This is a genomic window from Leptospira ryugenii (assembly GCF_003114855.1).
GTDB lineage: Bacteria > Spirochaetota > Leptospiria > Leptospirales > Leptospiraceae > Leptospira_A > Leptospira_A ryugenii.
Window position 1 is genome coordinate 318,358 of the sequence record NZ_BFBB01000008.1, and the last position, 15,152, is coordinate 333,509.

Below are 15,152 nucleotides of genomic sequence, written 5' to 3' on the forward strand. Positions count from 1 at the left end.
TTATGATACAAAAAGAAACTGCTGAACCTACCATTTCAGATTTAAGATCTTTCTCCTGGATTGTAGGTGGAGTTACATCGATTGTATTCGGAATTATTTTTCCTTATATTAACCGTGGCTCATTCAACACCTATTTGATAGGAATCGGTGTTGTGATATTGATGTTTGGGCTTCTCCTTCCAAAATTACTTCTATATCCCTATAAGGCATGGATGTTAATTGGATTAGTATTGGGTTTCATAAACACAAGGATTCTTCTTTCTGTCATTTTTTTCTTTTTATTTACTCCGATCGGACTCTTAAGGAGATTGCTAGGTAAAGACTCCATGAATAGAAGATTAGAAACCAATTCGGTTTCGTATCGTGTCTTAAGTTCCGAACGAAGCCCGGAACACATGGAGAGACCTTTTTAGAGGAAAGATATGTTAGATTTAATCAAAGATTTGTGGGATTTTCTAAAGATCAGAAAGAAGTTTTGGCTTGCCCCAATTATCATTATCCTTCTGTTGTTAGGTGCTCTTTTGGTCCTCACTCAAGGATCCGCAATTGCACCTTTCATCTACACACTTTTCTGAATTGCGGAGATTACGGGAGCTTTTCTAGCTGCTTTGCCAATATTTCTCCGAATACTTTATTTCCCTGGCGATTCCAATGGGCGTCAAAAGGGAAATAAAGGTTTTCTGGGTTTTGATCCCAGAAAAGTTCTGAGACAAACATACAATCCACTTTTTTAGTATCACAGAAACTTTTAAGGTTCATATGATGTGGGTTCGCTAGTACAAATCGATTTAGCTCTCTCTTCTTTTGGTTTCCCAGTATCCCACCTTCTGCAAAAAATTCTTTAGCTGGTATATAAATGATTCCCATTTTGATATTTTTTTGATTTAGGAGTGCAAACATTTTTTCCAGGTAATCAGTTTCTGTTTTTAAAAGGTTCTGCCAATGTTCTGCATCCCGATAAAATGCAAACTGACCATTGTATTTGGTTTCAATCTCGTTTTGAAGTGGCGAAAGACGGCCAAATTTTCTAAGGGAGTCTTCGTGGCTTAACAAAGCTAAGTCAGGTACTTTGTTCTCTTTGTAATATAGGATAGGATCTATTTGCCCTTTTGACTTTTTTATGATCCTTCGAGCCAATCGAAACGTGCTACTTTCTTTGAACACATTGTAAACAGTTTCGCCAAAGATTCTAACCGCCAAGGGGACTTTTGGCTGAATTTCATTTTCGATTCTTTCTAAAAAAGTTTCGAACTTTCCTAAATCATCGAGATCATTATCGAATATTTGGATGTAAACGATCTTTGGTTGAAAGAGGGAGAGATAATGTTTTAAATGAAGATACATTAATGCTGGATTTGAACCATGGACACCTAAGTTTAAAATTTGATTTTCCGGTCCAAGAATTTGGTTAGCAATCTGTGAAAACATTTCATTCTCTTCTACACCCCAGCCCTCAGAAAAAGAATCACCAAAGAGAATTACATTTGGCCGTGAACTCGGATTTGTTTGTCTGCTACCATATTGATTTGTTGTTACCTTAACTTTATACTCTTCAGAGACAACGATACCCGTTCGGTTTGGATACATAGAAAACAAAAGATTGCGATCAAATGATTTTACAAAAACGACTTCTGGATCAAATAAAGTTAAGACAAACTCGAGAACAAGGGCATAAAATATGAATAGTGTTGTATAGATTGCTGTTTTTTTCATTTTTTTATTTTGTATGAATATCAATTATCAATGAGAGGATCTGATTCTTTGGCTTTCAAATCTATCGTTATGATTGCCTTTGATCCATCATCTTCGTAAGTGAGATCATCAAATGATAATCTGCGCGCCATAAAGATTCCCCTTCCGTGGGTTTTAAATGCATTTTTGGTCATAGCCTGGATGGATAAAAATCGTTTCCAATCAAATCCCTTTCCCTCGTCTTTTATAGTAATTTGAATTTTATCTTCCTTCTTTTCAAATAACACTTTCACATATTTTTTGTTATATTCCGGTAAATTCAATCGCAACATGATCTCTTCCATGAGTTTATCATTATCATGAAGTTCTGTTTTTTCCTGGTAACTAATTCCGAGATTTCCATGTTCTATTGCATTGTTTAAAATTTCCATAATCCCAGTCAGTACTCTCTCCGGATTTGGACATGCATTTGCTAGAATAGGTGCGAGTTCATGGGATTCTTTTATAGATTGTATCCAAAATTCACCTTTCACCAAATGACGAAGGGCACCCATACCTTTGTGAAGGTCTTCTTTTGCTCTCTGTAATTTTATATAATGCTCTACTGCAGTTTGGACAATTGTGACTAGAAGAGCCCTAGAATATGGTTTCGTGAGATAGTAGAATGCACCAGCATCTAAACCATCTGTCATATCACTAACACCACTCATGGCAGTTTGGAATATAACAGGGATATCTTTCCATTTTTCTGCATGTTTTATTTTCCTAAGCAACTCGATTCCATCCATCTTTGGCATCAATCGATCCAGAATAATTGCAAAAAAATTATGCTCATTTCGATTCAGAATAGCTAAGGCTTCTTCACCATCTCTTGCCTTAATTATATTGAATCCTTTCTCTGAAAGAGATTCTTCAATGATCATTAAGTTGATGGACTCATCATCTACTGCCAGCAAGTTCATTGTCATACATTTTCTCCCGAAGAAATCGGTAATATCAAAGTAAAAATCGCACCGCCCTCTTCATGATTGTCGGCATACAAAAGGCCTTGGTGATGATTTACTATTTCTCTTGAGATGGACAAACCTAAACCCGTACCTTTTGTTCCTGCCTTCACTTGTTTTGATTGAATAAATTTTTCGAAAATTTTGTCCAAGTCCTCAGCAGGAATCCCTGGTCCGTAATCTCTTATTTGAACACCAATTCCTTGGATGAAAATATCCTTTTTTACTGGAATATACTCCCTTTTGATTTTTTTAATTTCGATTTTGGTTTTTTCAGGTACAAATTTGAGGGCATTTGAAATGATATTTCTAATGACCTGCTGAATTCTTTCCAGGTCAAATTCAGCTTCCCATCTATGCCCATCATCTTCTAGCTCTATACTAACCTGCTTTTTTTCCAATATTGCATTCAATTCTTGGAGGACGTTTCGAATTGTGTCTTTAAGACAATTTGTCTCAAAGACATATTTCATTTTCCCTGCTTCCAATTTGGATAGATCGAGAAGGTTTTCCAATAGATCCAATAGTCGTTTTCCAGATGAATCTATGATTTGGAAGTACTCTTTTATTTTTTCTGGATTTGCATTCGGCGCTCTCTCTATCCCCAATTCCGCATAACTTAATATAGCATGAATAGGCGTTTTCAATTCATGGGAAATATTTGCTAAAAAGAGAGATTTCATATTCGAAGCTTCTTCAGCAACTTCCTTAGCATTTTTGAGATCTAAAGTTTGTTTCTCTACCAAATCTTCTAAATGATTTCGATACTGAAAGATTTCTGCTTCTTGTAATTTTCGAAACGAGATGTCACGTATGATGGCATTGTACATTTTACCTGCACTTGTCTTAAACATCCCTAAAGACACTTCACAAGGAAAACATTGTCCTGATTTTGTTTGTCCGACGAACTCTTGGCCCTTGCCAATTTGGTCGATTGTCGATAAATTAAAAAACTGAGGAAGATGATCACCTATCAAATCTAAGTGTTCAGGTAATATTTTATAAATCGATTGGCCCAACATCTCTTCTTGGCTATACCCAAATGTGGTTTCGGCGGTTTTATTAAAAAATTGAATCTTTCCGTTTTCATTAAATATGACGATTGAGTCGGCCGCATTTTGGGCCATAGATAAGAATCTAGATTCACTTTCTAAGAAGGCAGCCTCTAACCTTTTTCGCTCTGTAATATCTCGATGTGTAGAAACGATGAAACCATCGTAAAGAGTTACAAAACGAACTTCAGCATATCTTGTTTCATGTTCATTTTTAAATTCGTACTCCTTCCAAAATACTTGGTTTTTTCTTGCGCTTAGATATCCAATCGCTTCTTCTGCGATACGACTCAAATACTCTGGCAAACCCTCCCATAACTGTTTGCCAATCATATCCTCTGATAAAGAATTTTGTCGGAGATAACGAGAAGGCTTATGGTCAACGATGGTTCCGTCAGTTGTGAATTTAATCCAGTAGTCTGGATTGGAACGAAGGATACTTTCTAATTCTCTGAGAATTTCTTCTTTTGAGAATAAGCTAGGATTTTGCCAAATTCGCTCCAAGATTTGCCTCTATTTCTTTATCTACCAGTTTTGTGCACAATCAATCTAAGTTTATCCTTTTTCGTAAAGAATTTGTAAGTTTCTGGCAAGAAAAGAGCCAAATTGGAAGATCGATATCGTGCTCTACCAAAATCTGATCAAACCTATTCTCTTTTTGTTGGATCCAGAGTCGGCTCATCATTTCGCCGCCTCAATGTTACAATTGTCGAGGACTATACCTTTCTTTTCTACGGCATTACGTGTTGCTCTAGAATACCGGTCGGACCGCCTAAAACAATCCATTTGGGGGATAGAATTCAGAAACCCAATCGGAATGGCGGCAGGATTCGATAAAACGGGAGAACTCTATCCCTTCCTAGCAAATATGGGATTTGGATTTGTAGAAATTGGGACAATCACTGCCAAGGAGCAACCTGGCAATGAACAACCGAGGCTCTTTCGTTTTCCAAAAAAATTAGCCTTGGTAAACCGAATGGGTTTTAACAACCCTGGAGCTATCAAAGCTGAGAAGACATTGCTCAACCAGAGAAAAATAACCGTAAGGGGGATCAATGCCGGTAAGTCAAAGGTTACCCCCTTAGAAGAATCAGCTGAGGACTACAATTTCACTTTAAAAAAACTTTCGCCTTATGCGGATTATGCGGTTATCAATGTAAGCTCTCCGAATACACCTGGTCTGAGGTCCTTACAGAGCAAGGAATCATTAGTTAGTCTAATCGATGGGATCCAAAAAGAATTTGGACCAAAGTTTCCCATTCCCCTTTTTCTTAAATTTGCTCCTGACTTAACTGATGAAGATCTTCTAGTAAATCTCCAAGTATGTTTAGATAAAAAAATTGATGGGGTCATTTTAACAAATACAACTCTTGATAAATCCAGTCTAGAGGAAGACAATATTCCAGAAGGTGGATTATCAGGTGACCCTCTTTTCGAAAAATCTTTGCATATGGTAAAAATCGCATATAGGTTTTTAAAAGGAAGAATACCGATCATTGGAGTCGGTGGCATTCATAATGGTGAGAGAGCTTTACAAATGATCCTGTCTGGTGCAAATTTAATCCAAGTGTATACAGGTTATATTTATGAAGGTCCAATGCTACCAAGTCAGATATGTTCAGAAATTGATCACTATTTAATCAAACATGGGCATTCCCATATTTCAGAGATCATCGGAAAACAAGAAAAATGAATCCATCTACTTGCAAACATTTTGGTCTCTGTGGTGGATGTGCTCATCTGGACCAAGAATACGGAAAGGAGTTAAAAAAGAAGGAGAACTTTCTCCAAAGTTTATTTAAAGATTTTCGCCATGTTAACTTTCGCCCCATTTTAGCGAGTCCGGACAAAGAGTACTATCGATTTAAACTCCAAGTACCATTTGGTCGGCGAAATATTGGGAATAAAACGATAACCATCTTGGGTTTGTTCAATCGTGACTCTAGTTTTATTGTTGATCAACAGGAATGTAAGATACAAGACCCCGGACTCTCAGAAATATTACAAGCTGTAAAGGCATGGGCAAAAAGAGAAGACTTGCCCCCCTACAATGAAAAATCCAAAAAGGGTATTTTAAAATACTTAGTCGCAAGAAAGTCATTCTCGAGCAATGAAATCTTAGTTGGTATCGTCACAAACCAAGACCATCTTCCTCATGCTAAAGATGCTTCAAAGCGATTGCATAGCGCTATCACGGATCGAATTGGAAAATCAGGTAAATTCGGAAAATTAGTCGGAATCATTCAAAACATCAACACAAAACAATCAAACATGGCTTTGGGAAAGGAAGAAAACCTTTTATGGGGAAGACCTTACATTCACGAACAAATCGGCGCATATAAATTTAGAGTTGGATTATCTACATTTTTACAAACAAATCCGTCCCAAACGGTTAGCCTTTATAATTTAATCTTAGATGAAATTCAAAAAGGAGACAGTGTAATCGATGCCTTTTCAGGCATTGGGACAATCTCCTTATGGCTTTCTTCAGTCGCAAAGGAAGTAATTGGCATCGAAGACAATCCGAATTCATATAAGGCTGCCATTGAGTCCTTAAAAGTAAATCGGATCAAAAACGTTCGTTACAGGAGGGGAAGGGTACACGAAATTCTCCCAAGCCTCTTACACAAACCTTTCAATGTCTTAGTCCTTGACCCACCTAGGGTCGGTTTGGGGGAAGAATTATCAGACTTACTTTCCGAATCCAATTTTGAGAAGATCGTATATGTGTCTTGCGACCCAAAAACTCTTAGGTTTGATTCAAATTTTATTACGAAAGGATACTACCTTCAGTCTCTCCAAGCTGTAGATATGTTCCCGCGAACCGATCATATGGAAGCAGTAGCAGTTTTTACGAAGAAAAAAACGAGAAGCTAATCAAACTCGGAAATTAAATCCCAATCGCATAGATCCGACCTTTGTATGATTCAGATTTCCATTTGGAATCTACTTCTTTTCCATTCTTCATCAAAAAAGCAGAACCTCCAGCATCCAGGTCCCAGAGCCTTCCCCGAAAGAAGACATTAATAGAAGCATTGACTGTCTTTTGTTTTGCTCTTCCTAACATCCCATACTTTCGCCATGCGTGCAGTTCAGAAATCCTTTTCATATCTGATTGCTTCACATCATTCGGAGCCTGGAATCCATTGTAACCATTCCATGGTTTTTTCCATGAATCTTGTGGGGATACAAAAGATGGAACTGCGATAAACGAAATTGCAGAATCCTTTTGTGAAAGATAAACATCAGGATACCATGAATCTGCACATATCAAAACTTGTAATTTTCCAATTTCCGTTGCGAATGCAAATTGATTCTCACTATTTTGAGAAAGGAAAGTTTTCTCTTCTTCTAATAAGTATTTCTTTCGGACGATCGAGGGATCTAGTTCTCCATTTGATCTAAAGTAAAAACTTACATTTTGAAGAGGACCATCAGAGGTCACGATCTTTCCCTCGATAACTTTCGGTTCCGGAAGTACAATACTTCCTGCAACTATCCCAACTTTAAACTCAGAAGAAAGTCTAGAGAATACGCTCTGGTAGATACTTGCCATTTGAATGGCTTTCATTCGAAAGAGAGTTTCTTTCAATTTTTCATTCGCATAACTTTTGTAATATATGTATGTCCAAAGAAATTGCAAGGGATGTTCAAAAATTAAAGATTGCATTGCATCCGAAACACTAGGAGCGAGAAAAACTGCTGAATCCTCCTCAGCGGCAACTAACCAAGTTCCTATATATTCCGGAAGAACTACGATAGTTTTTTCAGTGAGCAAAACTTCTTGTTTCTTCGCGTAGAGAAAGTAGCTTCTCAGAATTTGGTAGAAAGATTCTTCGCTTTGGTAAGATCTTTGGTCTAAGTATGGTTCCATTCCCAAGAAATAACCCTTTTGCGATCTATTGGTCTGCAAAAATTCAATCTCTAGGCTTTCGCTCGCATTTTGATACTCAACTGGCAAATGCTCAGTCTTTGAGCAGCCAAAAAATGCCGTTATAGTGAAAATCAGATAGATCAAATGCATAGTGAACTTACAAAGAGTTTCATTCTCTCTGATTATTTAATTGTCTTCCACAATTTTTCTTTTACTTTGACTCTGAAAGTATGAATGCAAAAAAATCTCCCCAAAAAATAGTTTTAGCGTATTCTGGAGGTTTAGACACCTCTGTGATCTTAGCATGGTTAAAAGATACTTACGGATGTGAGGTAATCGCTTTTTGTGCAGATATTGGCCAAAAAGAAGAGCTCACTGGTCTCGAAGAAAAGGGAAAAAAAACCGGAGCCTCGAAAGTATACATCGAAGATCTACGATTAGAATTTGCGCGAGATTTTATTTACCCTGCAATTCGAGGTTCTGCCATCTACGAAATGCGTTATCTGCTTGGCACTTCTTTGGCGCGGCCGCTCATCGCCAAAGCAATGGTTGAAGTTGCTAAAAAAGAAAATGCAGATGCCTTCTCACATGGAGCCACCGGAAAAGGGAATGACCAAGTTCGCTTTGAACTCACATTCAAAGCTCTTTCCCCAAACCTACAAATCATTGCTCCATGGCGGATTTGGGAATTTGGAGGTAGAGCTGATTTAATTGAATATGCAAAGAAAAAAGGAATTCCAGTCCCGGTAACAGCTGCTAAACCATATTCCATGGATCGGAACTTAATGCACCTCTCATTTGAAGGAGGAATTCTCGAAGATCCCTTTAATGAACCAAATGAGGATATGTTTCTCTTAACAACTTCGCCCGAAAAAGCACCTGATAAACCCACCTATTTGGAACTAGATTTTGAAGCAGGCGATTGTGTCGCAATCGACGGGCAAAAAATGAATCCTCTCCAAGTGATGGAAAAACTCAATGATGTCGGAGGCAAAAATGGAATCGGTCGAGTAGACATCGTCGAAAACCGATTAGTTGGAATCAAATCCAGAGGTGTTTACGAAACTCCAGGTGGAACAATTTTACATATAGCCCATAGAGATCTCGAATCTATCACTTTAGATCGTGATACACAACACAAGAAAGATGAGCTTTCTCATGAATTTGCTCGCTACATATATAATGGACAATGGTATTCTAACCAAATGAATGCTTTGCGTGCTTATATTGATTATACTCAAAAATTTGTGAGTGGAACAGTGAAAGTTAAACTTTACAAGGGGACTTGTACCGTTGTTGGTAGGAAGTCATCAGCCTCCTTATACAATGCGGGTTTATCTACTTTTGAAAAAGAGGAGCTTTATAACCAAAAGGATGCCGAAGGTTTCATAAATCTATTTGGACTTCCCATGAAAGAATGGGCAAGAGTTAGACAATAAATGAAATCGATTGCAGTTTATCCTGGTTCTTTTGATCCTTTAACAAATGGTCACCTAGACATCATTCGCAGAGCTTATCCTCTCTTTGAAAAGATCATCATTGCTGTTGCCATTAACTCTCGAAAATCATCTCTCTTCACTCCCGAAGAGAGATTAGCTCTCATCAAAGAAGTATTCAAAGGCTGGGATAAGATAGAATTTGATACATTTCAAGGACTAACAGTGGACTATTGTAAGTCTAGAGGAGCACGTGTCATCCTTAGAGGATTGAGAGCCGTTACCGATTTTGACTATGAATATGCGATATCGCTAATGAACAAAAAATTAGCACCAGAAATTGAGACTTTTTTCCTTATGGCAGACAATGAGTACTCTTTTGTCTCATCTACGATAGTCAAAGAAGTAGCAAGACATGGAAAAGCTGTTTCAAACCAGGTTCCCGATATAGTAAATGAAGCACTTTTGAAAAAATTCGAGAATAGTTGAGTAAAAATATGCGTTCAATGAATACTATAGCCTACTTAGCAACTTTGTTACTATTTTTGCTAGTTGCGTATTTCATTTTACAACTAGGTAAAACTCTCGAGCCATCTACTATTTTGAGTCTGAACCCAAACCAAGATGGATTACTTCCTGAAATTTTAAAGAAAGTCAAACATCCCATTGCTTTATTGTTCCTTCAAATTTTGATTGTGGCAGCGTTTGCTAGAATCTTGGGATATGTTTTTTCACGTAAATTAAAGCAACCAAATGTTATGGGAGAGATCGTTGCTGGCATTATGCTTGGGCCTTCTCTTCTCGGCTATTATTTCCCAGAAATGATGAATGAGATTTTTCCACCTTCTAGTTTGGGAAATCTTTCAACATTTAGCCAAGTTGGTCTCATTTTATTTATGTTCATCATTGGGATGGAGTTGGATCTAAAGGTATTAAAGTCAAAAGTACATTCTGCAATTTTGATCAGCCATGCTAGTATCATTTTCCCATTTGGTTTGGGCATGGCTCTCTCATATTTTATTTACCAAGAATTTGCACCGCAAAACATAAGTTTTTTGTCCTTTTCTTTATTCATTGGAATCTCAATGAGCATTACTGCTTTTCCTGTTTTGGCAAGGATACTGCAAGAGAGAAATTTGACTCGTACTCCATTGGGTGCGATGGTACTTACATGTGCGGCAGCCGATGATATAACAGCCTGGATTCTTTTGGCAATCATTGTCACTATCGCAAAGGCAGGTAGCCTTGGAATTGCACTCTTCACAATAGGCCTTTCCATTGTATATATACTTACGATGATTTTTGTGGTAGCTCCCTTTCTTGCAAGGCTCGGTACTATCTATATCTCTCGCGAAAATCTCACCAAAACTGCTGTCGCGATGATTCTTTTGATCCTATTAGGTTCTTCTTTTACCACAGAGGTGATAGGTATACACGCTCTCTTTGGTGCCTTCCTTGCCGGAGTTGTTATGCCTTCTGAAGGCAACCTAAAGAAACTTGTCGCAGAAAAAATAGAAGATGTTGCCGTGATTTTATTTCTTCCTGTCTTTTTCGTCATCACTGGACTTCGAACGCAAATCACCTTGTTAAATGATGGTCATCTTTGGTATACCTTAGGTCTTGTTGTTCTCATCGCCGTAATTGGAAAGTTCTTTGGTAGTGCCATTGCCGCTCGTTATTCCGGTGCCTCTTGGGAGGAGTCTCTCTCGATTGGCGCTTTGATGAACACGAGAGGTTTAATGGAGCTTGTAGTACTCAATATCGGTTATGAGTTGGGGATCCTTGGCCCAGAGATTTTTTCTATCTTTGTATTGATGGCATTGATCACCACATTGTCCACTGGCCCAGTACTCGACCTCATTCAAAATGTTTTTACGCGAAATACTTTATCTTCACCTCAAAAAACGGAAAATAAACTAGGTATCGTCGTAGCTTTTGCCCAGGACCGCATGGGCAAAGTTTTGGTTCGGCTTGCCTATGCCCTTTCGGGAAACCAAAAAAAATCATTAAATTTAACAGCTCTGCATATTTCTCCGAATGATACATTATCCTCCGATGAATTGCAAAAATACAAAGAGACGAGTTTCGAAAGTATAACGGATACTGCAAAAGAAATCGGACTCAACGTACGCTTAGAATATCGCATTACAGATAATATCACCTATGAAATTGTAAATTTTACCAAACAAATCGATTCTCAAATTCTTTTGATTGGTGCTGCGAAACCTCTTTTTTCACGAAGTTATACCGGTGGACGCATCAAAAGCATCCTAAGCTACTCGACTGCCACGGTTGGTGTTTTGATAGATCAGGGCTTAGAAAATTATGATCGAGTGGCCATTATTTATAATGATCCTTCCGATGAAATTCTACGTTTTTCAGAAAAGATTCGGAGTTTAAAAGGACTCAAATCTACCCAAATCCGGATGTCGGATTTGATCCAGCCAGAAACTGACTTAAATCCTGATACGATCTCCATTGCAAAATTAAGGCCTTTCTCCCTCGTGATCATAGATATCAGACTTTGGGAAGAAAATGAGTTTGAAAAGCTTGATTTACTTCCTACCTCATTCCTACTCGTTCGCTTCTTACATACATAAAGATTGGATTGCTTTTTTGGTTAGAAAAGAAGTCCTGGAAGAATGGAAAGAACTTTTATTATGCTAAAACCGGACGCTGTTAAAAACAAACACGTCGGAGATATCTTACAAAGAATTGAAAAAGAAGGATTTAAAATCCTAGGACTAAAATTCCTAACTTTGAGTTTGGAAGATGCAAAACAGTTTTACAAAGTACATGCTGCAAGGCCATTTTATTCAGACCTTTGCAATTATATGGCTTCTGGTCCTATCGTTGCTGCAGCATTGGAACGTGACAATGCCGTGGCTCACTGGAGAGAGGTGATCGGGGCCACTGACCCAAAAGAGGCAAAAGCAGGTACCATTCGAGCATTATTTGCTGAGAGCAAAGAAGCAAACGCAGTTCATGGATCTGACTCGGTGGAAAACGGACTCCAGGAAATTGCATTTTTCTTCAAAGGTTACGAACTTAACTAGCACCTTTATGGCCGACCCTAGACTTTGGGTCGGCTAATATGAACTATATGGAAGAGTTTCACCGGTCGATTGAGATTTCCCGAAAGGCTTTCGACGGTTATTTTTTACCTAAACTACAGTCCCTATTCTCTACATTTGGCGACTCAAGAGTTAGTGAGGCTTGCCTCTATAGTTTGGAGGCTGGCGGTAAACGAATCAGACCTTCCATAGCTATAAACAGTTATGCGCCTTATTTACATTCAGTTGAAGAATTAATAAAAGATAAAAATTACGAAGATATTCTTTTGATTGGAGCGAGTCTTGAATGTTTGCATACTTATTCTTTAATCCATGATGATTTACCAAGTATGGACAATGACGATCTGAGACGCGGGAAAAAAACCAATCACATTCAGTATGATGAAGCGACGGCAATCCTTGCTGGAGATGCTCTCAATAGTTTAGGATTTTATCTACTGAGTCTGCTCAAACAAGATTTAAGGACTGTAAAGGATTGTTTCCAAATTTTGCATGATGGTGTGGGTTTACCGGGAATGATTTCTGGGCAAATGGAAGACCTTCAAGAGGAAGGAAAGGCTAAACGCTCTCTGTTAGCTGAGAATACAGATCCTGTAGATAAACTATTATCGATTCATGCAAAAAAGACAGGTGCCCTCATTGTTTCCAGTTTCTTACTTGGAAATAGATTGCGTACTGATTTTGAAATTAGACAAGAAACTGTCAAAAGTTATGCGAAGGAAATAGGTTTGCTCTTCCAAATCACAGATGATATCTTAGATGTGGAAGGTGAATCTACTGTCATAGGAAAGACATCCGGAAAGGATGCTAAGAACGGGAAATTAACATACCCATCTGTTTTTGGATTAGAAAAAGCAAAACAATTGAGAGATGAATCAAAGGAAAAGGCCATCAACCTAGGAAAACAATTAGGTGAAACAGCTAGCCCTTTCTTTCTTGGATTTCCAGAATACATTGCCAAAAGAAAAAACTAGACTCGATGAATTTTTAAAACTCTCTGATTTGATTCAAGATAAGAATAAGATTGACTCTCTGATTCTTTCAGGATCCATATTAGTGAACGATAGAGTGGTTACGAAGAAGGGAACACTAATTCATAAGGGTGACCATGTAAGGCTTAGGCCAGCGATCAAAGAATATGTTTCCAGAGGGGCGTTTAAGCTTTTAAAAGCATTCGAATATTTTCCAAATTTAAGTTGTTCCGATTCGATTTGTTTGGATTTGGGAGCATCAACTGGTGGATTCACCCAAGTCTTATTGGAAAAAGGTGCTCCTTTAGTCTATGCGATTGATGTAGGGTATGGGCAACTTGCTCAGCGATTGGCAAATGATGAAAAGGTAAGAGTAATGGATAGAACTCATATCAAAGACTTGCAATGGAAGTCACTAGACCCAATCGCAAAGCGATATTTTGTGACGATGGACCTGAGCTTTATTTCACTCACCCAAGTATTCCCACAAATTGAGCGTCTCATCCGAGAATCAAATTCCGACGATTGGCAGGGAGTGAGTTTGGTTAAACCTCAATTTGAAGTGGCCGGACATCATCTCGAATCTGGTATTTTGACAGATAGGCGTATGCAACTTAGGACAGTTCGGAATGTTTGGCGGAAAGTAAAATGGACAAACCCAGGTTTCGTATTTATGGGATTATGCGAATCACCAATTACGGGAATGGACGGAAATCGAGAATTTTTGCTTAGATGGTGCTGGAAGGCTTAGTAAGAAAAAAAGAAATGGAATCTCTGAGTTGCTCTGTAGTAAAAGGTTTCGGTAAAAACCGATAAGACGGAACGTCTTTTATTTTTTTTTGGTGAGATTCATCTAAATTTCCAGTCAGGAAAAGGATGGGGACTGAGAATCGTTCTTTCAAAGAATCCGCTGTTTCCATACCATCCAGAGAACCTTCTAGATTTATATCCATCAAAATCAAATCAGGTACCTTTTCTGCAACGATTTGAAAGGCCTCATCACCTGACGGAACAACAGCGATGACATGATGACCAAATGATTCTATTTTTTGCTTAATATTTAAACCAAGAAACGGTTCGTCTTCTACTACGAGGACGTTTATTTTCGGCATACAGACAGTATTTTCTTAGGGTCGCTTTTGAAAGAAGTAAAATATTCTCTTCTTAAAATTTAATTAGAGCATTTGCAATTTCTTTCGGTCGCTCAAGGTGTATCGCATGTTTGGCTCCCAAAATCCAAATTAACTTACTTTTTTTAATATAACGATGGATCAATTTCATTGTGTCCGGTGGGGTAATTTCGTCTTGGTCACCAGCCAGTATTAGTGTCGGAATCTGAATCCCTTTCATGGCTGCACCATGGAAAATGGAAGTCTCCCGCCTAATTGTATTTTCCTGCAAAAAGAGATTTTCCCAGCCATTCCAGATACTAACTAGTGTCTTACGCAGAACCAAACCAGGCTCTGGGCTCTCTGCACCATACAAAAATTTTAACAAATCGGTTACATCTCGTTCGGATTTTGGAAAGAGAATTCTTTGCATTCTTTCTCTATCTGGGTGAGGAATGCCTCCAGGAGCCAAAAGTACTAATTTCCGAATTAAGTCTCTTTCCGATTTGAGTACAATATGTTGTGAAATCAGCCCTCCCATGGAATGACCAACCAAAGTTATTTGAGTCAAATGCAACTTTGTAATTGCTTCTAAAAGTAAATCAGCCCAAACGTCTATCTGAAACAAATATTTAATTTTTGGAAGTTGGCTTTTGCCATATCCAGGAAGATCAAAAACGTATATTTCTCTTTTTTCGCTTAACACTTCTTTTATGATGCGGCGCATACTAAACCCTTCGTCCAAGAGACCATGGAGAAAGACCAAAGGATCTTTAGGGTTGCCAGGAAATTTCCAATAAAAGAGAGAAATCCCATCCAAATCAATGAAATGAGGTTCAGCGCCCATATTTTTCATTGCCTTACATCTTTGGAATTGGTAAACTTTGTAAAGTAAACGATAGAGAAAACTTTTCATAAATAAAATCAGTCTTTAGTAAAA

16 protein-coding genes are annotated in these 15,152 nt (G+C 38.0%); 10 read left to right on the plus strand and 6 right to left on the minus strand.

All coding sequences use genetic code 11. The features are described 5' to 3' along the window. The first annotated feature begins 2 nt into the window (after positions 1-2). Positions 3-413, plus strand: a complete 411-nt coding sequence (locus tag DI060_RS19220) for an SxtJ family membrane protein (RefSeq protein ID WP_108977615.1) — start codon at positions 3-5, stop codon at positions 411-413. A 9-nt stretch (positions 414-422) separates the two neighbouring features. Further along, positions 423-575, plus strand: coding sequence for a DUF5989 family protein (locus DI060_RS19015; RefSeq protein WP_167837016.1), 153 nt, complete (start codon positions 423-425; stop codon positions 573-575). 10 nt (positions 576-585) lie between these two features. Here DI060_RS19015 and DI060_RS14175 read toward each other — a convergent pair whose 3' ends face one another. From DI060_RS14175 to DI060_RS14185, 3 genes are read right to left on the minus strand one after another with little or no spacing between them, the layout of a single operon-like run. Next, the gene (locus DI060_RS14175; RefSeq protein ID WP_135355062.1) at positions 586-1,713 is read right to left on the minus strand and encodes an SGNH/GDSL hydrolase family protein; all 1,128 of its coding nucleotides are present in this window, start codon (positions 1,711-1,713) and stop codon (positions 586-588) included. Between the two features lie 20 nt (positions 1,714-1,733). Next, entirely contained in the window at positions 1,734-2,654 is a 921-nt protein-coding gene (locus DI060_RS14180; RefSeq protein WP_108977617.1) for a response regulator, read from the minus strand. A gap of 2 nt (positions 2,655-2,656) precedes the next feature. Beyond that, a complete protein-coding gene (locus DI060_RS14185; RefSeq protein ID WP_244594420.1) occupies positions 2,657-4,252 on the minus strand; it encodes a sensor histidine kinase in 1,596 nt (531 codons plus the stop codon). A gap of 118 nt (positions 4,253-4,370) precedes the next feature. Between DI060_RS14185 and DI060_RS14190 the strand changes: the two genes are divergently transcribed. Both DI060_RS14190 and rlmD read left to right on the plus strand, forming a co-directional pair. Continuing rightward, positions 4,371-5,441, plus strand: a complete 1,071-nt coding sequence (locus DI060_RS14190; RefSeq protein WP_108977619.1) for a quinone-dependent dihydroorotate dehydrogenase — start codon at positions 4,371-4,373, stop codon at positions 5,439-5,441. Continuing rightward, positions 5,438-6,625 (plus strand): 23S rRNA (uracil(1939)-C(5))-methyltransferase RlmD, encoded by a 1,188-nt coding sequence (gene rlmD, locus DI060_RS14195; protein ID WP_108977620.1) that lies wholly within the window; start codon positions 5,438-5,440, stop codon positions 6,623-6,625. Before DI060_RS14190 ends, rlmD begins: the two co-directional genes overlap by 4 nt. A 13-nt stretch (positions 6,626-6,638) precedes the next feature. Here rlmD and DI060_RS14200 read toward each other — a convergent pair whose 3' ends face one another. Next, entirely contained in the window at positions 6,639-7,622 is a 984-nt protein-coding gene (locus tag DI060_RS14200; RefSeq protein ID WP_135355063.1) for a carbon-nitrogen hydrolase family protein, read from the minus strand. A gap of 230 nt (positions 7,623-7,852) precedes the next feature. Between DI060_RS14200 and DI060_RS14205 the strand changes: the two genes are divergently transcribed. The 6 genes from DI060_RS14205 to DI060_RS14230 are packed head-to-tail and all read left to right on the plus strand — an operon-like array spanning position 7,853 to position 13,854. Continuing rightward, positions 7,853-9,061 (plus strand): argininosuccinate synthase, encoded by a 1,209-nt coding sequence (locus DI060_RS14205; protein WP_108977622.1) that lies wholly within the window; start codon positions 7,853-7,855, stop codon positions 9,059-9,061. Then, on the plus strand, positions 9,062-9,547 hold the full coding sequence (gene coaD / locus DI060_RS14210) for a pantetheine-phosphate adenylyltransferase (protein WP_108977623.1): 486 nt from the start codon (positions 9,062-9,064) through the stop codon (positions 9,545-9,547). Positions 9,548-9,564: 17 nt separating this feature from the next. After that, entirely contained in the window at positions 9,565-11,658 is a 2,094-nt protein-coding gene (locus DI060_RS14215; RefSeq protein ID WP_244594421.1) for a cation:proton antiporter, read from the plus strand. A gap of 42 nt (positions 11,659-11,700) precedes the next feature. Beyond that, complete coding sequence (locus DI060_RS14220; RefSeq protein WP_108977625.1) at positions 11,701-12,114, plus strand: nucleoside-diphosphate kinase; 414 nt, start codon at positions 11,701-11,703, stop codon at positions 12,112-12,114. Positions 12,115-12,161: 47 nt separating this feature from the next. Beyond that, a complete protein-coding gene (locus tag DI060_RS14225) occupies positions 12,162-13,106 on the plus strand; it encodes a polyprenyl synthetase family protein (RefSeq protein ID WP_108978138.1) in 945 nt (314 codons plus the stop codon). After that, positions 13,087-13,854, plus strand: a complete 768-nt coding sequence (locus tag DI060_RS14230) for a TlyA family RNA methyltransferase (RefSeq protein WP_108978139.1) — start codon at positions 13,087-13,089, stop codon at positions 13,852-13,854. The genes DI060_RS14225 and DI060_RS14230 overlap by 20 nt, the downstream gene beginning before the upstream one ends. On the opposite strand, the gene DI060_RS14235 is transcribed toward DI060_RS14230, so the two are convergent. After that, a complete protein-coding gene (locus DI060_RS14235) occupies positions 13,832-14,215 on the minus strand; it encodes a response regulator (protein ID WP_108977626.1) in 384 nt (127 codons plus the stop codon). The genes DI060_RS14230 and DI060_RS14235 overlap by 23 nt on opposite strands. Before the next feature lie 52 nt (positions 14,216-14,267). Further along, a complete protein-coding gene (locus tag DI060_RS14240; protein WP_244594423.1) occupies positions 14,268-15,128 on the minus strand; it encodes an alpha/beta fold hydrolase in 861 nt (286 codons plus the stop codon). Positions 15,129-15,152 lie beyond the last annotated feature (24 nt).